The organism is Rhodococcus sp. 27YEA15 (assembly GCF_049739425.1).
GTDB lineage: Bacteria > Actinomycetota > Actinomycetes > Mycobacteriales > Mycobacteriaceae > Rhodococcus_F.
Map to the genome: position 1 here is coordinate 1,572,400 of NZ_JBMHHW010000001.1, position 22,458 is coordinate 1,594,857.

Below are 22,458 nucleotides of genomic sequence, written 5' to 3' on the forward strand. Positions count from 1 at the left end.
CAACGGGACGTGACGGACCTGGCTTCTGTACAAGCAGGTCTACACCCCTAACTTCAACGATTCTGGTGCGATGATGACAACGAAGTCCCCATTCGATCTTTCCGGCCGAACTGCCCTGGTCACTGGCGGTAACCAAGGACTGGGACGTGCTTTCGCGTTCGGGCTTGCCGAGGCCGGCGCGAAAGTGGCGATCGTGGGACGAAATCGGGCCAGGAACGAAGAAGTGGTTGCCGCAGCAGCCGAGAGCGGTCACACGATGACTGCGATCGGCGCTGACATCACCACACGTGCGGCCGTCCGGACCATGACGGAGCAGGCGGTGCAGCAGCTCGGGCAGATCGACATCCTGGTCAACAATGCCGGAGTGTGCTTTCACCGTGAATCGTGGGAAGTTCCGGAAGAGGAATGGGACCAGGTCTTCGACCTGAACGTCAAGGCGTTGTGGAACTGCTGCCTGGAGGTCGGAGCGCACATGCGTGAGCGTGGATCGGGATCGATCGTCAACATCGGTTCCATGTCCGCCCTGGTGGTCAACCGCCCACAGAGTCAGCCGGCGTACAACGCCTCCAAGGCTGCGGTTCACCAACTCACCAAGTCCCTGGCCGCGGAATGGGCGCCGTTGGGTATCCGCGTCAATGCGGTCGCCCCCGGCTACGTCGAGACCGAGATGACACCGACAGACCTCCCGGGGGCAGACCGCTACTGGTACGACCGGACACCTCAGGCACGGATCGCGCGGCCGGCGGAGATCGCGCCGAGTGTGGTTTTTCTCGCCAGTGACGCCGCGACGTTCATCACCGGCTCGGTACTGGTCGCGGACGGTGGATACACCGCCTGGTGACCGTTTCGTCGGTGCCGGCCCGGTATCCGACAGTTCCCGATCATCGCTCTGGCGTCGATCACCTCGTCACCGCGTGCGTTCCTGCGCTGCAACGAATGCAGAGAAGGCACTCGACATGTCTTCTTGCACCGAAATTCTAGAGTGGAGTCAACCAATGAACTTCTCATCCCGGTCACTGCTGAGTAGGCGCGCCGGCGCCGTGCTCGCCGGACTACTGGTCGCGGGTAGTGTCGCGTCCTGCTCGACGGGTGGGGCGACGCGGATCGCGGCGTCGACCGACAAGGACGATCTCGTCATGGTGACGGAGGTTCGTTCCCTGTCCAATCCGTACGCCGCGGCCTGGGTCAAGGGCAGCCAGGCGTACGCCGATTCCGTCGGCATACCCCTGAAAACCATCGTCTACGGTGGAGACTCGCAGAACGCTCTCTCGCAGTTGCAGTCGATTCTGGCGGCAGGTAAGACGGTGCTGCTCAACATCGACCCGAATACCAGTGCCGACACACCGGCGATCGTGCGTGCCGTGCAGAACAGCGGTGGTTGCGCGGTGACGCAGTGGAGCAAGCCGGCCGGTCTGCATCCATGGGACGTCGGCGACGGGTGGGCTGCATTCGTCACCTACAACGGAGTGGAGCAGGGTCAGGGAGCAGCCGATGTTCTCGCCGATTCACTCGGTGGGGAGGGCGGCATCATCGCTCTGCAGGGCATTCTCTCCAACGAGGTCAGTCAGACCCGAGACCAGGGCCTGGCTGCATCGCTGGCCGAGCACTCCGGAATCAAACTCCTCGACCAGCAGCCTGCCGATTTCGATCGGAACAAGGCCTACAACACCATTCAGACTTTGCTGAACAAGTACGGCAAGGACGTCAACGGTGTCTGGGCCGCGAACGACGCGATGGCGCTCGGCGCGATCCAGGCTATTCGCGAAGCGGGTCGAGCCGGCGAGATCAAGGTCGTCAGCGCCAGCGACGCCACCCCCGAGGGGCTCGAGGACATCGACAACGGCGACATGCTCGCCACGTTCACGACCGATCCGTACTACAACGGCGCGATGCCACTCGCGCTCTGCTACCAGGCAGTGACCGGAAAGGTGAACATTTCCGAGCTGCCGCACGACAAGCGCGAGTTCTACGTCGAGCATTCGCTGGTCACCAAGGACAACGTTGATCAGTATCTGCGTGAGCCGTCGGCTGCCGAGATCGCCGCGTCCGTCGAGGACCCGTACGGCCGGATCTCCGGCCCGCTGACCAAGTGAACACAGTCAACTCGATCGACGCGGTAGACACGGCGACCGCTGTGCAGAAGTCGATCCACACACCAACATCGAGCATTACAAAGGAGACGCCATGACAACGGGAGCACTCGATCGGAAGGGGGTGAATTCACACCCCGACGGCGGCGGCGAATCCAAGACCACCGGTGCCTCGGACAAGTGGAGGCGCTTGATCATCTCCTTCGGTCCTCTGGTCGCCCTCGGCGTGCTGTGCATCGTCTTCTCGATCATCGCACCGAAGTTCGCCACCGGTAGCAACGTGATGGCCATCATCCAGCAGGCGTCGATTCCGATCGTGCTGGCCATGGGCGCGACGCTCGTGATCCTGGTCGGCGGTATCGACCTGTCGATCGAAGGGGTCATGGCCGCCAGTGGTCTCACATTCGCCCTTCTCGTCGCCAACAGCGTCAACGGCAACAACCTCGGCTTCGCCGCGTTGATCATCGCGCTGCTCGTCGGTGTGGCGTTCGGTCTGCTCAACGGCGTCATCCACGCGAAGGGCCGGATTCCCTCGTTCCTCGTCACACTTGGTACGTGGTTCATCGGTCTCGGTGTGGCCACCGTTCTGTTCGGAACCACCACCCCGCAGATCTCCGACCCCACGTTCGTGAGCTGGGCTCGACAGTCGTGGCTCGGGATCCCCGTCGTCGTGGTGTTCGCCATCGGTGCCGTCGTGGTGACCACCGTGCTGTGCAAGTGGACCCGCTTCGGTATCCAGACCTACGCCATCGGCGGTGACGAGGCGATCAGCCGGGTCGCCGGTATCCCGGTGGCCCGCGTCAAGATCGCCCTGTTCGTGCTCGCCGGTCTCTTCTCTGCTCTCGGCGGCATCCTGGCCACCATCCGACTCGGTGTCGGCGAGGTCGGTGTCGGCGACGGAAACCTGTTCCTGACCCTGTCCGCCGTCGTCGTCGGCGGCACCCTGCTCAGCGGTGGACGCGGCGGCCCGTTGCACTCCGTCGTCGGTGTGCTGCTGCTGATCGTCCTCGGAAACGGATTGCTCCTCTCGGGCGCGAATCCGTATGTCCAGCAGGGCGCTCAGGGACTCATCATCGTCCTGGCGGTCATCGCGACCGGTTGGCCCGCGCGTAAGCGATTGAGGATCGTGAAATGACACCGCTACTCGAACTACGCAATGTGACGAAGAAGTTCGGACCGAACACGGTGCTCGACAACGTGTCCATGACGGTCGCGCCGCACGAGGTCATCGGTCTCATCGGTGAGAACGGGGCCGGAAAGTCGACGCTGCTCAAGATCCTGGCCGGGGTTCACGGCCAGGACGGTGGCGCCATGTTGCTCGGCGGCAAGGAAGTTCGCTTCTCGACGCCGCAGCAGGCCACCGAACACGGTGTGGGTGTGGTTCACCAGGAGCAGTCGCTGCTGCCGAACCTGACGGTCGCCGAGAACCTGATGCTCGGTGACGACGCCGACGTGGTGCGCGGGGGATTCACCCAGCGCCGCCGCATGCATGCCAAGGCGAAGGCGATGCTCGCGGTGGTCGACTCCCACGTCGATCCCCGGGCACTGACCGAATCGCTGTCGTTCGCCGAACGTCAGATGGTGGAGGTGGCGCGAGCCGTCGGTGAACGCGCGCTCGACAACCCGCCGCTCCTGATCCTGGACGAGCCCACGTCGGTGCTCGAGTCCGAGGACATCGAGGTTCTCTACCAGCGGGTCAACTCGCTCAAGGAACTCGGCGCGGTCATCTTCGTCTCGCACCGCCTCGACGAGGTTCTGCGATTCTCCGATCGGGTGTACGTGCTGCGCGACGGCAAGGTAGTCGGGGAGAAGGTGGCCGCCGATGCCACCGAGAGCGAACTGTACGAGATGATGATCGGCAAGGGAGCGGCGGAGGAGATCTACTCCGAGGCTCGTAAGGTCGCCGTTCCGGACACCGCGAAAACCGTTCTCTCCGTCCGCGGTCTGGCCTGTGAAGGTGGCGTCGAGAACGTTGCCTTCCATGTCTCCGCCGGCGAGATCGTCTCCCTGGTGGGTGTGGTCGGCTCAGGCCGCGAAGAAGCTGCGAAGGCGGTCTTCGGCGCTATTCCGATAGACGCCGGGGTGGTCGAGATCGAGGGAAGGGCGTTCAAGCCCGGATCACCGGCCGACGCGGTAGCGGCCGGAATTGCCTTCGTTCCGTCCGAACGACGCACCGAGGGAATGATTCTCGGCATGAGTGTCGCGGAGAACATCGCCCTCGCTCATCCGAAGCAGGCGGTGAACGGCAAAGTGGTCACCGCGGCAGCGCTCGAGGCAACCGCTCGGACCTGGATCGAGAAGCTCAAGATTCGTCCTCCGAACCCGAGTTCGGACATCGCCCGGCTCTCGGGCGGCAATCAGCAGAAGGCCGTCCTGGCCAAGTGGATTCTCGACGAGAACCTCAAGCTGCTGATCCTCGACCATCCCACGCGCGGCCTCGACATCGGCGCCAAGGAAGATCTGTACGCGCTCTTCCGTGAGCTGTGCGAGCGTGGGGTCGCGATCCTGGTGTTGGCGGACACGCTCGACGAGGCCATCGGTCTCGGACATCGCATCGTCGTGATGGCCGACGGCGCCGTGACCGCCACGTTCGACTCGATGCACGACAACCCCCCGTCCAAGTTGCAACTTCTCGAAAAGATGATGTGATCGCCGTGGCTACTTCCACAGCAGTACCCGCGCCGACAACCGAACGCGGCGGCGCACTTTCGTTCCTGACCGTAGACCGGCTCCGGATGGCCGGCCCACCGGTGATCCTGGTGGTCCTCGCTCTGCTCGTCACCATTGCCGAACCCGCGTTCTTCTCGGTCAACGCACTCTCGGTGGTGTCGATGCAGGCGGTGCCGATCCTGCTACTCGGCCTCGGCCAGATGTTCGTGATCCTGACCGGCGGAATCGACCTGTCCAACGCGGCGCTCGCGTCGCTGAGCACCATCATCCTCGCCAAGACGATCGGTACGCTCGGCCCGGGCGCGGTAGTGGTCTCCCTGCTCGCTCTGACCGTCATCGGCGCGATCAGCGGTGCGTTGGTCGTGTACGGCCAGGTTCCGTCGTTCGTGGTGACCCTCGGTGCACTGGGCTTCTGGGGTGCCATCTCGATGGTCGCCTCCAGCTCGTCCACCATCTACATCGACTCCGGCTACGACGCGATCTTCTGGCTCACCTCGTGGACGTTCCTCTCCATACCGGTCGGGGTGTGGATCACCGTCGGTATCGTGGCCGGGATCTTCGCGCTCATGCGATTCCTGCCGCGTGGCCACGTGTTCCACGTCGTCGGCCTGGGTGAGAAGGCCGCGATGATGAGCGGTGTGCGAGCTCCGCTCGTGCGGGTCGGTGCGTTTGCACTGTCCGGTTTGTTCGCCGGGCTCGCCGGCGTCATGCTGTCCTCGCAGCAGCAGAGCGCAGCACCGACTCTCGCGGACTCGCTGATGCTTCCCGCCATCGCCGCCGTTCTGGTGGGCGGCTGCGCCGTCACCGGTGGTGTCGGTGGTGCGTGGCGGGTGCTGATCGGTGCTCTCATCGTCACCGTCCTGCGGGTCGGTGGCGCGGTGGCCGGCATCAACCCGAGCTACCAGCAGATCGTCTACGGCGCGGTCGTCGTCATCGCGGTGTTGCTGACGCTGGACCGGAGCCAACTCTCCATCATCAAGTAGCGCGACTGCCCTCCGAAGCAGGCCTTCACCGACAGTGGTGAAGGCCTGCTTCGTGTTCGACGCTTGTTTTCAGGAGTCGAGCAGCGAGATCAAGGTGGTTCGATCGAGAGTCGACGTCAGTCGTGTCGCCCCGACCGGTGCATGTTCTGTCCGCTGCAGTGCCCACACGGGGATATCGGCGGCGCGTGCGGCGTCCACACCCGGTTGGCTGTCCTCGATCACCAGGCACCGACTCGTCTCGACACCGAGAATTTCCGCGGCCCGAACGAAGATGTCCGGTGCGGGCTTGGGGGAGGGCACCTCGTCACCGGCCACCGAAGGCAGATGCTCGATCCCGATCAGCGACATGGTCAGTGACAGCCGTTTCCGATCGCTGTTGCTCGCAATCGCTACCGGGATGTCGTTCTCGTGCAGGAACTCCAGAATATCCAGAGCATCGTCGAATGCTCGCAGGTCGTTGCGGTAGCGGGAATCCAATTGCGCCCGGTAGGACACGTCGAAGACATCTGCCCGCGGTAGGTTCGGGATCATCGAAGCGAAGTGCGCGTGGCACTTCTCGTAGGACGAGCCCACACAGAACCGTCGGTCCTCGTCGGTGAGGCGGTAACCGAAACGGGAGAGTTCGTCGTCCCACGTCGCGAGGGACAGGGTCTCCGAGTCGGCAATGGTGCCGTCACAGTCGAACAGGACGGCGCGGCCGGGCCGGCGAGAATTCACGTGGTGCTCCTGGGGTAAACGTCAGCGTCCCCGACCGGATTCACACTGAACCGGTCGGGGACGCCTGAGGGGGAATGGAAGCAAGAAATTAGAGGCTGTAACCCGTGTGGTCCGGGTTGGGGCGCGAAACCCAGCCGCCGTCGCCGTCGACGACGATCAGGGACTTCATTCCGCCTGCGCGCTCGATGATCCCGTAATCCTGGCCGGCGTCGCAGGCGTAGGAGAACAGGGTGGACATGCGTTCGGTGCCCACGTTGACGCTGCGATGCACCCAGTGGCCGGGTACGTACACGGCGTCACCCGGACCGATTTCCAGGGCGACGGACTGGCCGTCGAGGCTGTCGAGGAGCATGACGCCTTTACCGGACAGGCCCAGGTACAGCTCGGCGCGATCGGACTTCTGGTGCAGGTGACCGCGAGTCATGTAGTACTCGTCGCCGATCGTGCCGGGCTCGAGGACGCTGATACCGGTGATCAGTCCGCCTTCACCGCCTTGGGTGTCGCTGCTCTCCACCCAGTAGACCGGGCTGCCGTCGTGGGCATCGCGACGGCTGTCGAAGGCTTGGGCGTCGCGGTAGAGGCCGGCGAGGTCGCCGATGAACTTCTCGTAACGTCCGTTGCTCCCGATGAGTTCACCGGTTTCGGGGCGCAGGTGCATCAGCACCGGGGGTACCACAGTGGTCATGAAAGTTCTCCGTGTTGGTTGCTGCATCGGCGATGGGCTGCATCGCGGTCAGGCGAGTAGGTAGGAGGTCACCAGGCCGTGTAGCCGCCGTCGGCGACGACGGTGGCACCGGTCATGAAGGACGCGGCGTCCGAGGCGAGGAACGCGACGATGGACGCCACCTCGTCCGGGTTGCCCATCCGTGCCTGCGGGGTGAGCGAGGTCCACTCGTCCATCCACTCCTGGGACACGCCGTCCTTGGTGAGATCGGTCAGGATATAGCCGGGGGCAACGGAATTGACGCGGATGCCGTCAGGTGCGTATTCGGCAGCCAGGCTCGCGGTCAGGGAGTGCACGGCTGCCTTCGACGCGTTGTACGACGCCTGCTGCTGCGGGCGGTTCACGGCGATACCGGACATGGATCCGATCGTGACGACCACACCGCGGGTGCCGAGGTCGCGCATCTGGCGAGCAGCTTCGCGGATGCTCCAGAACGTTCCGTCGAGGTTGGTGTCGAGCACGTGGCGCCAGTCTTCGACCGTGTTGTCCGCGGAAGGCTTGTGGACGACGACGCCTGCGGAGGTGACGAGGATGTCGAGTCCGCCGTACTCGGCCCGGATCTGGGCGAAGGTGTCCGCGACTGCGGCGGCGTCCCGGACGTCGAGGTGCTTGAAGTCGACCGTGCCGCCGCCTGCTGCGGTGATCTCACGTGCAGACTCGACACCGAGATCGTCGAGGATGTCGACGATGACGCAGCGAGCGCCCATTTCGGCTAGAGCGACTACAGCTTCACGGCCGATACCGCGGGCGCCGCCGGTGATGACTGCGATGCGTCCGCCGAGGTCGTGCTTTTCCTTGTACATGGTGCCAAGATCCCTTCGTCAGTTCTGTTATCTCGAAGCTAGTTGCCTACGCGGGCGAGACCGTGTCGAAACGGCCGAGCCAGCGCGCGGGGTTACGGACCATCGCGGACTCGACCAGGTCTTCTCGCCCGGCACGCTGCAGGCGGGGAACCACCCGTTCGGTGAGGTAGGCCAGACCAGGCATGCCGCCGTAGGCGATGTAGCGACTTCGGCGGGCAACGTCGCCGCCGAGGAGCAGTCGGTCTTCGGCGCCGAGTTCGGCAGCTCGCGTGAAGCAGTCCAGCAGTACCGAATCCGGCCAGTTGCGGCTGCGGGCGAAGCCGTCGTAACCGAGGTAGGCGCCGGTGGCGGCCAGGTCGGCGTGCAGCCCGGGATCCGGATTGCGATCGACGTGGGCCAGACCGACGGCATCGCTCTGCACCCCCTCACCGCGGAGTAGGTCGAGCACCTCGAATGCGGCCGTGCAGTATTCGAGGTGAATGGTGATCGGAGCGTTGGTGAGGGCGTGTGCGGCCGCCACCGCCGCGAGCGCGCGTTTCTCGAAGTCGGTGATCTCCCAGTAGCCGATTCCGAGCTTGAGCAGCCCCGCGCGGACCGGGCTACCGTCGGGGCCGAGTGCTGCGGTGTTCGCCTCGGCGGTGTCACCGACCGGCATGCCGGTTTCGATGTCACGGACCAGCAGAGCGGTGAGCTGTTCTACGGAACGATCCTGCAACCAGTGATCGCTGCCGTAGTGTGCCTGACGATGCACGCCGGTGGTGGCGACGACATGTAGCGAGTGCTTCGCCGAGATACGCGCCGTCGCTTCGGGATTGCGCCCCAGACCGATCGGCGTCGCGTCGACCATGGCAGCGATCCCGCCGGCTTTGGCCAGACCCGCTTCGTCGCCGCTACGGTTCTCGTCGTCGAGTTCGTCTCCGAGAAGTAGCGGGCTGACCTGGAAGAGGTGCTCGTGGTAGTTGGTCCGTCCGAGAGTTCCCGGCTCCACGTCACCGAGGACGGTGCGTACCGATCCCAGCGATGCACTCGTCATCAGCGGACCTCGGCCGCCGCTCGGGCGAGCGTGTCCACGGTCTCCTGTGGCATCGCGATGTCGAAGACGTCGGCGATGACCTGGCTCCAGCCGTGCACGAAGTAGCGCCAGCCGTCCTCGACGATCAGTCCGCGAGCTTCCTGCTGGGCGCGGGCCTGCTGCAGGAACTCGAGCGAGCCGCGGTAGTTGAACTCCCACACCACAGCCTGCTCGGGGAAGAGTCCGTGCTCACCTACCGGCGAACCAGGACGGTCCTTGCCCATGCCTGTCGCGTTGACGACGAGGCTGTGTGCGGGCAGCTCGGTGAGCAATGCGTCGACGTCGTCGGTGCCGGCCGAGACCACGTACCGGTACAGGCCGTTGTCGATACCGGCCTTCTCGTGCAGTTCACGCTGATGATCGAGACGCTTCTGCGTGCGGGCCAGGCAGATGACCTCGCTCGGTGCGTCCTCGCGAACCCCGAGCTGGTAGCTCAGTGCACTGCCCGAGCCGCCCGAACCGAGGATCAATGCGGCGGCTCCGGTATCGGCGAAGTGCGTGGGGGAGAGGAACTCCTCGAGGCCCAGGCGCACCGTCACCGGGTCTTTTGCCGCGCCCGTGAGTTTGGTGCCGCGCTTGGCGATCGACGAGATCTCACCGAAAGTGCTTGCCAGATCGTCGAGTTCGTCGAACAGGTCACCGGCGGCCTCGCGGACGGCGATCTTGTGCGTGGTGACCAGTGCGCCGTGGTGGTTGGGGTCGGCGTGGATCGAGGCGACCAGGTCGCGGTACACCTGCGGATCGGAGTCGATGGCCACGTCGTGGCCGATCAGTGTGCGGGTGGGAAGTTCGAGGATCTCGGCCCACTTGGGGAACACCCGCATGATGGAGGAGCTGCCGGTGCTGACGCCGACGAATCCCATGTACGTCTCGCTCATGCGCCGGCCTCACTGTACGTTGCCTGCGCGTACGCATCGGCGAAGACGCGTGCGGTGTCTTCGATGACGTCCCAACGGCCCGCTGCCATCGCAGCACCGGAGACCAGATCGCCGCCGGCGCCGACGGCGACAGCGCCGGCCTTGACCCACTCGCCGATATTGCTCGCGTTGACGCCGCCGGTGGGCATGAGGGGAACCTCGGGGAACGGTCCGCGCAGCGCTTTGAGGAAGCTCGGTCCGCCCAGGGATGCGGGGAACAGCTTGACCACGTGCGCGCCGAGACGGCTCGCTTCCATGACCTCGCTCGGGGTCATGGCACCGAGCAGTACGGCCGCACCGGTACCGAGCATCGCCGAGGCGAGCGAGGCTTCGGTTCCGGGGCTCACCAGGAACGTGGCTCCGGCCTCGACTGCGTCGTCGGCCTGGGCCGCGGTCAGGACGGTGCCTGCGCCGAGAGTGATGGCGTCGCCGTGGATGCTGCGCAGCTCACGGATGACCTCGGTGGCACCCGGTGTGCTGTAGGTGATCTCGATGCCGGTGACTCCGCCTGCGACGAGGGCGCCGACGGCCGAGATCGCGGTTTCGGGGGACGGAGCGCGAAGTACGGCGAGAACTCCCGCCGCGCGGATCGCGTCTAGGTGCGTCATGAAGGGTCCTTCGGATAGTGGAGTGCTCGAGGTGCCGTGAAGGCAGGTTCGAGGACGGTTCAGGTGGTTGGGCGTTCAGGCCGGGATGCGGACGACGTTCTCGGGGGTCTCCCCGCGGAGCACGGCCAGCACGGCTTCCGTGGCGGCTCCACCCATGTTGTCGACAGCTTCGACCGTTTGCGCGGCGCTGTGCGGAGTGAAGATGGTCCACGCGGCCAAGTCCTCGGCGAGCAACGGAGATTCACCCTGGCCGGATTCGACGGAAAGGCTGTCGGCGGCATAGGCGAGGACGTGGCGGGTGCGCAGCGCGTCGGCAAGCGCGTTCTCGTCGACGAGGTTGGCGCGGGCGGTGTTGACCAGGATACGTCCGGCCGGGATGCGATCGAGCCACTTGCTGTCGATGATCACCTGGTCGCCAGGGGTGTGCAGTGAGACGATGTCGGCACGCTGGGCGATGTCACCGAAGTCGACGGGTTCGATGCCCAGTTCACGCATCTGCTCGGCAGGCACCCACGGGTCGAATCCGACCACCTTGGTGCCGAAGCCGCTCAGGCGAGCGGCGACACCCCGGCCGATGCGGCCGAGTCCGATGATGCCGACGGTCAGTGTGCCCAGTTCGCGGGTGCGCGTCACCCGCCAGTCGCCGGTGCGGACACCACGATCACCGGAGGCGACGCCGCGTAGGGCGGCCAGAATCAGGGCAATGGTGTGGTCGGCGACGGCGTCGCTGTTCGCGCCGGGAGTGTTGGTGACCAGGATGTCCCGGTTGCCCGCGTCACCGAGATCCACCGCATCCACCCCGACGCCGTAGCGGGCGATGTGGCGCAGGTGCGGTGCGCGTTGGAGATGCTCGGCGGTGACCGGACCGGTACCTGCGATCCACGCGACCGCGTCGGCCAGCGCCGGTGCGAGTGCTTCGAGGTTGTGATCTGCCGGTCCGCGAACGACATTCAGACCTGCTGATTCGAGCGCTGCGGTCAGATCGAGCGAGCCGGACGAGAAGGAACGGGACGTGACGAGAACGGTTCCACTGCTCATTTCTCGGTGAATCCTTCCCCGGTCACGACGATCTTGACCTCGTCGCCGGTGGCGAGCGAGTCGAAGGCCGCGGCGGCGTCGGTGAGTGGGAACTTCGCAGTGATGAATTCGTCGGTGTCCACGGCGCCGGAGGCGATGATCTCGGCAGCGACATCGAAGTCCTCCGCGAGATATGTCGCCGCACCTTGGAGCTTGACCTGGAATTCCTGCAGCAAAGGCAGATCAACTCCGACGCGACCCTTGGGCCCACCCACGACGACGACGGTTCCGCCTTTGACTGCCATGGCGATTGCCGCGTTGACCGTGGATTCGATCGAGACACAGTCGAATACGACGTCGGCGCTCTCGCCGAGTTCGGCGCGAACGGCCGCAGCGAGGTCCTCGCGAGCGGCATCGAGTACGGCGTCGGCGCCCAGGCGCAGTGAAACGTCCCGCTTGACCTGGCGGACGTCGGTGCCGATGACGACGCGGGCGCCGGCGTGACGGGCTGCGATCTGGGTGAGGAGGCCGATTGTTCCCGAGCCGAGAACGACGACGGTCTTGCCGGTCAGATCACCGGCGAGGCGTACGGCGTGGACCGGGGTGGCGAGCGGTTCGATCATCGCCGCTTGCAGGTCGGTGAACGTGTCGGGGATGACGTGGAGGCGATCGGCGCGGACGGCGAACACGTCGCTCATGCCACCTTCGCGGAAACCGCAGCCGAAGAACTCGAGGTTCTCGCACAGGTTCGAGCGACCGGTGTTGCACGGCTTGCAGTCGCCGCAGTCGAGTGTGGGGCGAACGGTGACTCGTTGTCCGAGAGCGACCGAGTCGACGCCGGGTGCGACTGCACTGACGCGGCCGACGACCTCGTGGCCGGGGAAGTAAGGGGGCTTGAAGAAGGCGTGTACACCGTGTGCGCCGGCCTTGTCCGATCCGCACAGGCCGGAGACCAGCAGTTCGACCAGCGCTTCACCGTCGGCGAGTGCAGGCCGAGCGTCGGTCTGGATCTCGACGGCGTCCGGCGCGGTGACGACGACGCGGCGTCGGGTGTCCGCGGAAACGGGAGGAGCGAGGGTCACGACGGACCGTCCTTTCTTCATGTCAGCGCGGTAGGCGGACCCGGCGCCGGATTTATCTGTCAGGCTTGTGAACCTTCGCCGTCAGTGCTGTCGACGTACGGTGCGGCCATGTTGGATGAGCCTAAACCTGTAATGACAGGATTGCAAGAGTTTTCGGGCGGGGCGACGCGACGAGGATGGCCGAAGTTCGGAAACCGCACGATCGCGCTGATATCCTCTACTGACATGCAGACAGGTATCGATCGGTCGTCGCCTTTGCCGTTTTATCACCAGCTCAAGGAGATACTCACGGCAGACATCACGCGTCGCAATCTTTCGCCCGGCGATCGGCTGCCCGGTGACCACGAACTGTGCGAGCGGTACGACGTCTCGCGCACCGTTGTCCGGCAGGCACTCTCGGATCTCGAAGCGGCAGGCGTCATCGATCGGGTGAAAGGTCGAGGAACGTTTGTCGCCCGGCCCAAGACTCGTGAGGGTTTGGCGCAGTCGCTGACCGGTCTCTACGAGGACGTCGCCACGCGCGGCTCGCACCTGCGCAGTGACGTCCGCCGGTTGGAGAAGATCGAGGCCGACGACGCGATCGCCGAGTCGCTTCAGGTTCCGGTCGGCACGGCGGTGATCGCACTCGAGCGGCTCCGATTCGTCGACGACGAGCCGTGGGTGCTCACTGTGACCCACGTGCCGTTCGGCCTCGCGCCCGGACTGCTCGACGAGGATTTGAGCGACAAATCCTTGTACGCGGTACTCGAGAACACGTACGGCGTCCGCCTCAGTCACGGCCGCCGGTCGATCGACGCCGAGATCGCGACGTCGACGATGGCCCACGATCTCGGCGTCAAAGCGGGTGCGGCACTGCTGGTCCTGCGCAGTGTCAGTTACGGAGACGACAACACCCCGGTGGAGGCGTTCGTCGCCTACCACCGGGGTGATCGAAGCCGTTTCGAAGTCGAGCTCACTCGATCGGGCTCAGGGGCTCAACCGTTGATGCTCGTCACCTAGGCATCGGCTTCACCTACAGCCCGGGCACGATCATCGCCTTGACGCAGTTGCTGTCACGGACTGCGTCGAGGGCTTCGGCGTAGCGGTGCAGCGGGAATCGGTGGGTGACGAGGCCGTCGGCGCTCACCCGGCCGGAGCGAAGCGCCGAGATTGCTCGATCGAACGAGAACTGTTGCGCGAAAGATCCTTTCACCGTCAGTTCGCGTCGGAAGATCTCGTAGGGCGAGATCGGCCATTTCGCGGCCTCGGCGGCCATGCCGTACACGAAGACAGTTCCGCCGGTACGGGTGAGGTCAACGGTCTCCGCGAGGACGTTGACGCTGCCCGTCGCGTCGATGACCACGTCGAACCCCTGGGGGCGGATCGCGCGCAGCGTGTCGAGAGCGGCACTCATGTCGCCACGGTCGATCTGCACGACGTTGTCGGCGCCGCGGGCACTCGCAAGATCGAGCTTGGACTGCGTGGGGGCGGCGACCGTCAGGCTGCCTGCGCCGCAGTTGCGCAGCAGCTCGGTCAGCAGTAGGCCGGTGGGGCCGGCGCCGAACAGCAGGACGTGGGCGCCTGGCTGCAGATCGAGCACGTCCAGACCGTGCACCACGCAGGCGACCGGCTCGGTGAGGACGGCAACCTCGGGATCGAGGTCGTCGGCGACGAAGCAACGGTTCGCGGAAGTGATCACGTACTCGGAGAACCCACCGGGCGCGTTGACGCCCTGAGCGACGAGGGACGTGCAGAACGCGGGACGCGCGCGACGGCACTCCTCGCAGCGGCCACACGATGCGGTGTTGTCGACGACCACGCGGGTTCCGACGGCGGGATCGGTGACGTCCGGGCCGATCGCGGCGATCTCACCGGCGATCTCGTGGCCCGGAATAAGCGGGTAGGTGGGGCCGAACTCGCCGGCATGCAGGTGCAGGTCCGTTCCGCACACGCCGGCGGCGAGGACCTTGACGAGAACTTCGCCGGGACCGGGCGTCGGTACGGGGATCTCGCGAATCTCGAAGGTCCCAGGCTCGTCGTACACCACTGCGGTCATTGTGTTGTTCATTGTTCTCCAGAAGCGTTGGCGCGTAGGGGTAGTCGCATTCCCGGCCGGTCGGACCGGAAGAAATCACGGTGAAACACGACAGGTAGCGAGACTACATCAACGGTTATGCATGTAGCCGGATCTACCGGATGAATGTGATCCGAACAGGTATCTCGGCGCGCTCTTTGTCGTATCCCGCTGCTTGTGATGTAGTAATGCTACATATCGGTTCGGATCGAAGAAAGGTATTCGCCGTGACCGCGAGTGACCACGTTCTCCAGTTGCTGACCGAGGCGACGCGCACCAGCAGGCCGTCGGAGCGTCGGGTGGCCCAGGTGGTGCTCGACAATCCCGAGCGGGCCTCGGGGATGTCGATGGCTGCGTTGGCATCGGAATCGGGCGTCAGCGAGCCGACGGTCATGCGTCTCTGCACAGGTATGGGATACGCCGGATTTCAGGCGTTCAAACTCGCGCTCACCCGCGCGCTGGCCATCGGGCGTCCGGTCACGTACTCGGCAATCGAGAGTGGTGACGACGGGCGGGCACTGATCACGAAGATCTTCGATCACACACTGACAGCGCTCGATCGAACCCGGAGAAATCTGGACGTCGACGCGGTGAACAGCGCAGTCGCGATCATGTCGTCGTCGGCAGAAACCGTCTTCGTCGGTCTGGGTGCCTCGGGAATTCTGGCTCAGGACGCGGCGCAGAAGGCGGCGTTGCTCGGAATGCCCTGTAGTGCACCGCCGGACACGCATCAGCAGTTCATGGCGGCCAGTATGGCCACGGAGTCGACGGTCTTCGTCGCGATCTCGCATACCGGTAGAACCTCGTCGATCCTGACGGTGGCGCGGCAAGCTCGGAAGAACCGCGCCAAGGTGGTGGCGATAGTCGGCGGGCCGAGTCCGCTCGCCGCGCTCGCCGACGTCGCGATAGTGCTCGACACCCCCGAGGACACCGACATCCACACGCCGACGATCAGTCGACTCGCCGGTCTGGTGCTGATCGACGTGCTGGTGACGAGCATCGCGCTGGGGCGCGGCCCCCGGCATCTCGATCGACTTCGCCAGATGAAGGAGTCTCTCGCCGAGTTCCGGGGCGGATGACCGGAGGGCGACGAAACCTGTACTTACAGGATTACCTAATGTTAATCTGGCCGTTCGATCACCACGTTGACCCGGAGCCGGGCCGCCGTCGCAAGGCCGATTCGCCGCACTTCCGAGACCGACACGCAAGCTGAGGACTTTACCGATGATCATCGCTCACGACCTGGGTACAACCGGCAACAAGGCAACCTTGGTCGACAGCACCGGCACCATCGTCGCCGCTGTCACCGTGCATTACGACACCGATTTCTCCTCCGGCGGCAAAGCCGAGCAGAATCCCGAGGACTGGTGGCAGGCGCTGTGCTCCGCGACCCGCACACTGCTCGAGGATTCGGGTGTCGCGGCATCCGAGATCGCCGGAGTCAGCTTCTCCGGTCAGATGATGGGCGCAGTGCTCCTCGACGCTGCCGGAGTTCCGGTGCGGCCGGCCATCATCTGGGCCGACACCCGCTCCGGTGCGCAGACGGCTCAGCTCACCGAGCGCATCGGACTCGAAGAGGCGTACCGGATCACCGGCCACCGCCTCAACCCGACATACTCCGTCAGCAAGGTCATGTGGGTACGAGACAACGAGCCCGAGGTATTCGCCCGCGCCCGCCACCTGGTGCTGGCAAAGGACTACATGATCTTCCGACTCACCGGTGAGATCCTCACCGATCCGTCGGATGCGAGCAGCACCAACGCGTTCGACCAGGGCGCGCACCGTTGGTCCGAGGACATCATTGCCGCCACCGGCCTGTCCACCGATCTGTTCCCGGCCATTGCCGAATCGACCAGTGTCGCCGGAACCATCGGTGCCGAAGCTGCCGCCGCCTGCGGACTCCTCGCCGGTACCCCGGTGGTCGTCGGCGGCGGCGACGGCCCGATGGCCGCACTCGGCGCAGGCATCGTCGACGAGGCCAGCGGACCATACGCCTACCTCGGCTCCTCCTCGTGGGTGTCGCTGAGTTCCGATCGCCCGCTGCACGATCCGCTCATGCGCACCATGACGTTCAACCACGTCATCCCCGGACGCTTCGTGCCTACCGCCACCATGCAGGCCGGTGGCGCGTCGTTGCAGTGGATCGCCGACGTTCTCGCCCCCGACGAACAAGGACGGTTCGAGCGGCTCCTCGGCGGCGCCGCCGAAGTCGACGCCGCCGACGAGGGTCTGTTCTTCCTCCCACATCTGCTCGGTGAGCGTTCCCCGTACTGGGATCCGAACGTGCGTGCGACGTTCGTGGGTCTGGCACGTCACCACGGGCAGGAACATCTCACACGCGCCGTCGTCGAGGGTGTCGCCTTCAATCTGCACACCTGCCTGCAGGCATTCCGCGAGAACGGCGCGAACACCGATCGCGTCGACGTCATCGGCGGCGCCGCCAATTCCATTCCACTGCTGCAGATTCTCTCCGACGTGTGGGGAGTGCCCGTGCGTCGCCGCGCACTCGTGGACGAGGCGACCGCGCTCGGTGCTGCCATCGTCGGTGGCGTCGGTGTCGGAATGTTCGACAACCTCGACATCGCCTCGACCCTCTCGACGTACACCGCGGACCTCACTCCGGACACCGACGCTCATGCCCGCTACACCACCGCACATCCGCGTTTCCTGGACGCCTACCGTCGCCTGGAGTCGTGGTTCACGCCGAACGCCTGAGGTATCCGGCGCCGGTACGGATGCACCGTACCGGCGTCACTCAGCTCTGAGGATTCCCTTCTGCTGCAAGTCGATCCGCCACACCCTGCGGCATGGTCGAGCACGCGTTCCGCTCGCCCTGCCTGTCTGCGAACGCCGATGCCGGTTCGTGGATGTCGATCGTGGCGACGACGCCTTCCCAACCGCCCATCTCGCGAGTGATTTCCGGGACGAACCACTCGGCGGCACGATTGACCGAGATCGGAACCAGCCAGAAGGCGTTCTCACTCAGGTCGATCCCGCCACCGGGCGCACGGCGCACCTCTTCCCCCAAGGGCAGCGTCCCGGCCAATTGCGCGGCCTGGTACTCGTTGATGTTCCACGGCGGAACCCCGAAGTAGTACCACGATGCCGCGCACACGCCGTACAGATTCGGACCGAATTGGGCGATGTTCAGATAGATTTCCATCATTCGTTTGTCGGAGATCGTGTAACCGAACGGAATCGAGAACAGCGCTTCGACACCCTTCTTCACCGAGTTCTGGGAGCGGTTGAAGAAGATGTTCTTGGTGACCTGTTGCGGAATCGAAGAGCCGGCCGGATCCTTGTTGCCACGCAGTCTTGCCTCGATCCGATCCATGAACTCGCCGTAGTCGAAAGGTGCACTCCGCGTTCCAAGTTGGCCGTCCTCGTGCACGATCGCCGAGGAGATCATGTATCTGCTGATGTGGTCGATCGACACGTTTTGCTGCACGATCGGGCCGGGGGCCGAATCGGTGGCCATGAACATCGTCCGTGGCGGTGTGACGAAGACGAGCAGGATCGCGATCAGTTCGACGGTGGCGAGGACCGCGACCAACGCCAGCGCTGCACGCTTGGCCCAGCGGCGTAGGAACGACGGGCCTTGCCGAGTCGACTCCTCGCGTCGTGGCTCGTCGTGCTTCGGACGCGGCTTGTGCGGGCGAGGTTTCCGTGGAACCGGTTTCGGAGGTGGTGCGGGAGTGCGGTCGTCGAGGTCTGGGGTGTACGGCGGTGCCGCCGTCTGATCGGCCGGCCGGGAACGACCTTCCCACGTCGGCCGAGGAAAAGCCGGGTATCCCGGACCGCCGGAATCCGGTTTGGGGGCGTCGTTCCTGGTCACGTTCGAAGGCCTTCCGCGAGCGAGTAGCTGGGACTACTCGCGGTCCAGCCCTGCGCTGCGACGTATCACCGGATTTTAGCCGAGGTATCGGACATCTCGACCGTCGTCGCGGGCGGTCGCCACACTCGCAGTGCGGCACCAGGTACTTTGCCGGCGCCGCACCACGGTTCACGCGCACCGATGTGATGACCCTCTCACACGTGCACGGCGGGTACCGGTTCGGATGTCGCCGGGTCGCCGGTCGGCCGGCTGCCGCGATTTACGCGCAGGACGGCGATCGTGACGAGGCCGAGAACAATGCCACCGGTTCCGGCGACGATCCAGGCCGCGTTCAATCCGTTGACGTAGTCGACGGAGTCGCCGGGACGGGAACTGCCTGCGGCCCCGGCGAAAACCGATCCGAAGATCGCGATTCCCAACGCGTACCCGAGTTGGCGACTCATGTTGACCACACCGGCCGCGACACCGAGGTAGTGCGGTTCCACCGTGGTGAGGGCCGTGGCCATCAGCGGCGGTGTACCGACGCCGACGCCGATACCGATCAGGATCATGCCGGGCAGAGATGCGGTCCACGTGCTGTCCGGTCCGATCAGCAGGAGCGAGAGAGTGCCGACTCCGATCAGGGTCAAGCTGCCGCCGATCGTCAGCGCAGGCGGCAGCCGATCGAGCAGGCGACCCATGGATGCCGAGACGACGAAGGCGACAGCGGACAGTGGAAGCATGACGAGACCGGTCTGAACCGGACTCAGCTCCAACAGATCTTGCGCCCACAGCGAGACCAGGGGTGAGATGCCGAATGCCGCGAAGCTCTGACCGGCGGCGCCGACGAGGCTGCCGGTGAACATCCGCACCTTGAACAACCGCAGCGGAATCATCGGTGCCTGCACACGACTCTCGGTCAGGAGGAACGCAACGAGTCCGGCAATCGAGGTGGCGAATGCCGCGACGGTGGTCGGTGTAGTCCAGCCGTGCTCGCCACCGTTGATGATTCCGAAAGTCACTGCACCCGCAGCCACACTCAGGGTGACGACGCCCAGCACGTCGATCCGACTCCTGCCGAACTTGACGTTCGTGAACGCGACGGCGCTGAGCGCGATGGCCACGAGTGAGACCGGAAGGTTGACGAAGAAGATCCAGCGCCAGCCGACCATTTGTGTGAGCACGCCGCCGAGCACCACACCGAGGCCGGCGGACGCGCCACTGACTGCACCCCACACGGCAAAGGCGGGACCGCGGTCACGGCCGGTGTAGGTGGCTTGGAGCAGACTGACAGTCGTGGCGAACATCGCGGCCGCAGCCAGTCCCTGGATTCCACGCGATGCAATGAGCATCCACGTGTTCGGGGAGAGTCCACACGCCAGTGACGAGGCGGCGAAGAGCGCTGTTCCCGCGATGTACACATTCCGGTGCCCGACTCGATCGGCGATGCTTCCCGTCGCCACGATGAGCGCGGCCAACACGAGCGCGTAGACCTCGACGATCCACTGCAATTGGGAAAAATTCGATCCCAGATCTTGTTGTATGTCTGCCAGTGCGACGACGACGATCGTGACGTCGATCAACAGCATGAATGTGCCCAGTGAAATGGCAAGCAGGGGAATCCATTTACGCAACGAACTACTCTTCCTCGAATTTCCGATCCGGGCGATGATCATCGCGCCGGCAGTCAATGATGACCGCCGGTAGTTCACAATCCTTCATTCACGGAAGGCGAAATCGACATATCCGCCAATCTGGTGGAAGATTCTGTTCATGATCTCCAAGATCGACGACCTGGATCGTCAGATCGCTCATATCCTCACCCTCGACGGTCGACTTCCGTTCGTGGACGTCGCCGGCGTCCTCGAGGTGTCGGAACAAACCGTCGGTCGACGATACGGAAGGCTGGTCAAGGACGGCTCGGTCAAACCCACTGCCGTACTCGATCCGTACGTCGCGGGCAATCTCGACCAATGGATCCTGCGAATCTCGCCGAAGTCGGGAAGTAGTGCGACGCTTGCCAAAGAGTTGGCGCGCCATCGGGACATCAGTTGGGTGTTCGTCTCCGTCGAAGAAATCATCTGTCTGTTCGATGCCAGGGCAGAAGCAGACTGGGAAGCGGTGCTCACCGAACGACTCCCCAGGACGTCGCTGGTGAGTTCGGTATCGGCACTCCACGTGATTCGCGGATTCCCCTTGGCCCGAGCCTGGCCGGACTTCGGCGCGCTGTTCGACGAACGGCAGTCCTCGTTCCTGCATTCCGTCGTTCGCCGACCTGGGCGGGCGCGACGTTCGAGTGCCCGGCGCGATCACATCGACAGCGTGGACAGGGCAATTCTCGATGCTTTGGCAGCAGACCCGCGAGCAAGCTACGTCGAACTGGCGGACGTCACCGGACTGTCCCGATCGCGGATCGGTTCACGCCTGGACGATCTGGTTGCGGCGCAGGCATTGCAGTTCTCGCTGGAATGTTCGGCTCGGCGCTTCGGCTTCAGGATTTCTGCCTCCGTATTCGCTCGTGTCCCACCTCGACTGGTCGAATCGGCCGGAACCGCTTTGGGTGGTGTGCCCTCAGGTGAGCTACGTCAGCTTCACCACGGGAAGCTCGAATATGTTTGCCAGTGCCCACTTTCGGAACATGGAAGAGTTCTACGGTTTCTGCACCACGGAACTCGGGGAGATCGAAGGTCTCGACGACGTCGAAATCGTGACGATCATCAGACAGTACAAGTACGGCCAGTCCGATGTGGCAACGACATAATTCGGTATCGGTGAGCGAGCGAGCTCGTTACGGTGGATCGATGGCGACCGTCAAACAGTTTCAAGTCACGTTCGACTGCGCAGACCCCGAACAACTCGCTCATTTCTGGTGCGAGGTGTTGGGTTACGTGGTACCGCCGCAGTCGGGGGCGGCTGCTGACTGCGATCGGGTGTGGTGTGCGTGTACCGATCCCACCGGTGCGGGTCCGCGACTGCTCTTCCAACGAGTACCCGAAGGGAAAGTAGTCAAAAATCGTGTTCACCTGGATGTTCGGGTGGGCACCGGACTGGTGGGTGCCGAGCGCCTGGTTGCTCTCCGAGCCGAGTGCGACCGTCTGGCTTTGCTCGGCGCGATGTGCGTGCGGGTCATGATCGCCGACGGCAACAACGAATCCTGCATCGTGATGCAGGACATCGAGGGCAACGAGTTCTGTCTCGACTGACAACGGTGACGGTACACCGGTGGACAGGTCCGCAGCACGTGCCGATCCACGCCGAGTGGGATCGCCGCCGCGACCGACGTCGTCGTCCATCCGGCGTCGGTCGCGGCACTCGGTTGACCAGCGTCCCGGTCAGTGTCGAGTTCTGATCCTCTCGAGAGAGTCGGTGGGTGTTCGTGCCGACAGGCCCAGTTGCCCTGTGCTTCGCCAACGCCGGCGCGATCTTCTACGCACTGTTCACGTTCAGTATCACCTACGGCACCAACCACATCGGACTCTCTCGTGACACGATGCTCCTGGTAGCCGTGGCATGCTCGGCGGTGGCGTTCTTCGGGCTTCCGGTAGCGGGTTCGCTGTCCGATCGATACGGACGTAAAGCGGTGTTCACGACGGGAATCGTCCTCACCGTTGTGGTTGCATTTCCCATGTTCTGGCTGATCGACCGCCGAAGCGTACTGCTGACTCTGACAGGCTATCTGCCGACAAGGTCTTGATTCACTCGGAGCGACGCGGGGCGATCGGATCTCGACGGAGATCTTCTCGCCCCGTCATGCCGTCCAGTTCGTCGCGTCGAGGTTGTCCACAGGCTCTCCAGTCACTCACAGAGTAATTTTTCGCCCTGCCGGACGGCACCGGCTGCGCCAATGTCGGTACAGCGAGGCAGTTCGGGCGAGTGGATGCACGGTGGGGCGGGAGAGTGCTGTGAAC

At 64.5% G+C, this 22,458-nt stretch carries 22 protein-coding genes and 1 pseudogene; 12 read left to right on the top strand and 11 right to left on the bottom strand.

The features are described from left to right. Window positions 1-70: 70 nt before the first annotated feature. The 5 genes from ABH922_RS07240 to ABH922_RS07260 all read left to right on the top strand — a co-directional run bounded on the left by ABH922_RS07240 (window position 71) and on the right by ABH922_RS07260 (window position 5,743). Window positions 71-841, top strand: coding sequence for an SDR family NAD(P)-dependent oxidoreductase (locus tag ABH922_RS07240; protein WP_424806265.1), 771 nt, complete (start codon window positions 71-73; stop codon window positions 839-841). A 154-nt stretch (window positions 842-995) separates the two neighbouring features. Then, on the top strand, window positions 996-2,093 hold the full coding sequence (locus tag ABH922_RS07245) for a sugar ABC transporter substrate-binding protein (protein ID WP_424806266.1): 1,098 nt from the start codon (window positions 996-998) through the stop codon (window positions 2,091-2,093). 91 nt (window positions 2,094-2,184) lie between these two features. Next, the gene (locus tag ABH922_RS07250; RefSeq protein WP_424806267.1) at window positions 2,185-3,225 is read left to right on the top strand and encodes an ABC transporter permease; all 1,041 of its coding nucleotides are present in this window, start codon (window positions 2,185-2,187) and stop codon (window positions 3,223-3,225) included. Continuing rightward, window positions 3,222-4,739: a sugar ABC transporter ATP-binding protein gene (locus tag ABH922_RS07255; RefSeq protein ID WP_424806268.1), complete on the top strand. Its 1,518-nt coding sequence runs from the start codon at window positions 3,222-3,224 to the stop codon at window positions 4,737-4,739. Before ABH922_RS07250 ends, ABH922_RS07255 begins: the two co-directional genes overlap by 4 nt. Further along, window positions 4,736-5,743: an ABC transporter permease gene (locus ABH922_RS07260; protein WP_424806269.1), complete on the top strand. Its 1,008-nt coding sequence runs from the start codon at window positions 4,736-4,738 to the stop codon at window positions 5,741-5,743. Before ABH922_RS07255 ends, ABH922_RS07260 begins: the two co-directional genes overlap by 4 nt. Before the next feature lie 69 nt (window positions 5,744-5,812). On the opposite strand, the gene ABH922_RS07265 is transcribed toward ABH922_RS07260, so the two are convergent. The 8 genes from ABH922_RS07265 to ABH922_RS07300 all read right to left on the bottom strand — a co-directional run bounded on the left by ABH922_RS07265 (window position 5,813) and on the right by ABH922_RS07300 (window position 12,683). Then, window positions 5,813-6,460 (bottom strand): HAD family hydrolase, encoded by a 648-nt coding sequence (locus ABH922_RS07265; RefSeq protein ID WP_424806270.1) that lies wholly within the window; start codon window positions 6,458-6,460, stop codon window positions 5,813-5,815. 88 nt (window positions 6,461-6,548) lie between these two features. After that, the gene (locus ABH922_RS07270) at window positions 6,549-7,145 is read right to left on the bottom strand and encodes a glucose-6-phosphate isomerase family protein (protein WP_424806271.1); all 597 of its coding nucleotides are present in this window, start codon (window positions 7,143-7,145) and stop codon (window positions 6,549-6,551) included. A gap of 68 nt (window positions 7,146-7,213) precedes the next feature. After that, window positions 7,214-7,987 (bottom strand): SDR family NAD(P)-dependent oxidoreductase, encoded by a 774-nt coding sequence (locus ABH922_RS07275; RefSeq protein WP_424806272.1) that lies wholly within the window; start codon window positions 7,985-7,987, stop codon window positions 7,214-7,216. Between the two features lie 46 nt (window positions 7,988-8,033). Beyond that, window positions 8,034-9,020, bottom strand: a complete 987-nt coding sequence (locus ABH922_RS07280) for a phosphotriesterase family protein (RefSeq protein ID WP_424806273.1) — start codon at window positions 9,018-9,020, stop codon at window positions 8,034-8,036. Further along, window positions 9,020-9,937: a hypothetical protein gene (locus tag ABH922_RS07285; RefSeq protein WP_424806274.1), complete on the bottom strand. Its 918-nt coding sequence runs from the start codon at window positions 9,935-9,937 to the stop codon at window positions 9,020-9,022. The genes ABH922_RS07280 and ABH922_RS07285 overlap by 1 nt, the downstream gene beginning before the upstream one ends. Further along, a complete protein-coding gene (locus ABH922_RS07290; protein ID WP_424806275.1) occupies window positions 9,934-10,584 on the bottom strand; it encodes a bifunctional 4-hydroxy-2-oxoglutarate aldolase/2-dehydro-3-deoxy-phosphogluconate aldolase in 651 nt (216 codons plus the stop codon). The genes ABH922_RS07285 and ABH922_RS07290 overlap by 4 nt, the downstream gene beginning before the upstream one ends. A 75-nt stretch (window positions 10,585-10,659) precedes the next feature. Next, on the bottom strand, window positions 10,660-11,622 hold the full coding sequence (locus ABH922_RS07295; protein ID WP_424806276.1) for an NAD(P)-dependent oxidoreductase: 963 nt from the start codon (window positions 11,620-11,622) through the stop codon (window positions 10,660-10,662). Continuing rightward, on the bottom strand, window positions 11,619-12,683 hold the full coding sequence (locus ABH922_RS07300; RefSeq protein ID WP_424806277.1) for a zinc-dependent alcohol dehydrogenase: 1,065 nt from the start codon (window positions 12,681-12,683) through the stop codon (window positions 11,619-11,621). Before ABH922_RS07300 ends, ABH922_RS07295 begins: the two co-directional genes overlap by 4 nt. 225 nt (window positions 12,684-12,908) lie before the next feature. On the opposite strand from ABH922_RS07300, the gene ABH922_RS07305 reads away from it, so the two are divergent. Further along, window positions 12,909-13,682, top strand: coding sequence for a GntR family transcriptional regulator (locus ABH922_RS07305; protein WP_424806278.1), 774 nt, complete (start codon window positions 12,909-12,911; stop codon window positions 13,680-13,682). A 13-nt stretch (window positions 13,683-13,695) separates the two neighbouring features. Here ABH922_RS07305 and ABH922_RS07310 read toward each other — a convergent pair whose 3' ends face one another. Further along, window positions 13,696-14,730, bottom strand: coding sequence for a zinc-dependent alcohol dehydrogenase family protein (locus ABH922_RS07310; RefSeq protein WP_424806279.1), 1,035 nt, complete (start codon window positions 14,728-14,730; stop codon window positions 13,696-13,698). 233 nt (window positions 14,731-14,963) lie between these two features. Here ABH922_RS07310 and ABH922_RS07315 point away from each other — a divergent pair, with 233 nt between their 5' ends. Both ABH922_RS07315 and xylB read left to right on the top strand, forming a co-directional pair. Then, window positions 14,964-15,815, top strand: coding sequence for an SIS domain-containing protein (locus ABH922_RS07315; protein WP_424806280.1), 852 nt, complete (start codon window positions 14,964-14,966; stop codon window positions 15,813-15,815). Between the two features lie 145 nt (window positions 15,816-15,960). Then, window positions 15,961-17,451 carry a xylulokinase gene (gene xylB / locus ABH922_RS07320; RefSeq protein ID WP_424806281.1) on the top strand — a complete coding sequence of 497 codons (1,491 nt, stop codon included), beginning with the start codon at window positions 15,961-15,963 and terminating at the stop codon, window positions 17,449-17,451. Window positions 17,452-17,491: 40 nt separating this feature from the next. On the opposite strand, the gene ABH922_RS07325 is transcribed toward xylB, so the two are convergent. After that, window positions 17,492-18,571 (bottom strand): transglycosylase domain-containing protein, encoded by a 1,080-nt coding sequence (locus ABH922_RS07325; protein WP_424806282.1) that lies wholly within the window; start codon window positions 18,569-18,571, stop codon window positions 17,492-17,494. Between the two features lie 194 nt (window positions 18,572-18,765). Beyond that, a complete protein-coding gene (locus tag ABH922_RS07330; protein WP_424806283.1) occupies window positions 18,766-20,241 on the bottom strand; it encodes an MFS transporter in 1,476 nt (491 codons plus the stop codon). A gap of 82 nt (window positions 20,242-20,323) precedes the next feature. On the opposite strand from ABH922_RS07330, the pseudogene ABH922_RS07335 reads away from it, so the two are divergent. The 4 genes and pseudogenes from ABH922_RS07335 to ABH922_RS07350 all read left to right on the top strand — a co-directional run. Then, window positions 20,324-20,980: pseudogene (locus tag ABH922_RS07335) on the top strand (AsnC family transcriptional regulator); the annotation flags it as partial. Between the two features lie 181 nt (window positions 20,981-21,161). Then, complete coding sequence (locus ABH922_RS07340) at window positions 21,162-21,311, top strand: hypothetical protein (RefSeq protein WP_424809597.1); 150 nt, start codon at window positions 21,162-21,164, stop codon at window positions 21,309-21,311. Window positions 21,312-21,351: 40 nt separating this feature from the next. After that, complete coding sequence (locus tag ABH922_RS07345) at window positions 21,352-21,753, top strand: VOC family protein (protein WP_424806284.1); 402 nt, start codon at window positions 21,352-21,354, stop codon at window positions 21,751-21,753. Window positions 21,754-21,920: 167 nt separating this feature from the next. Beyond that, window positions 21,921-22,244, top strand: coding sequence for an MFS transporter (locus tag ABH922_RS07350; protein ID WP_424806285.1), 324 nt, complete (start codon window positions 21,921-21,923; stop codon window positions 22,242-22,244). The last annotated feature ends 214 nt before the right edge of the window (window positions 22,245-22,458 follow it).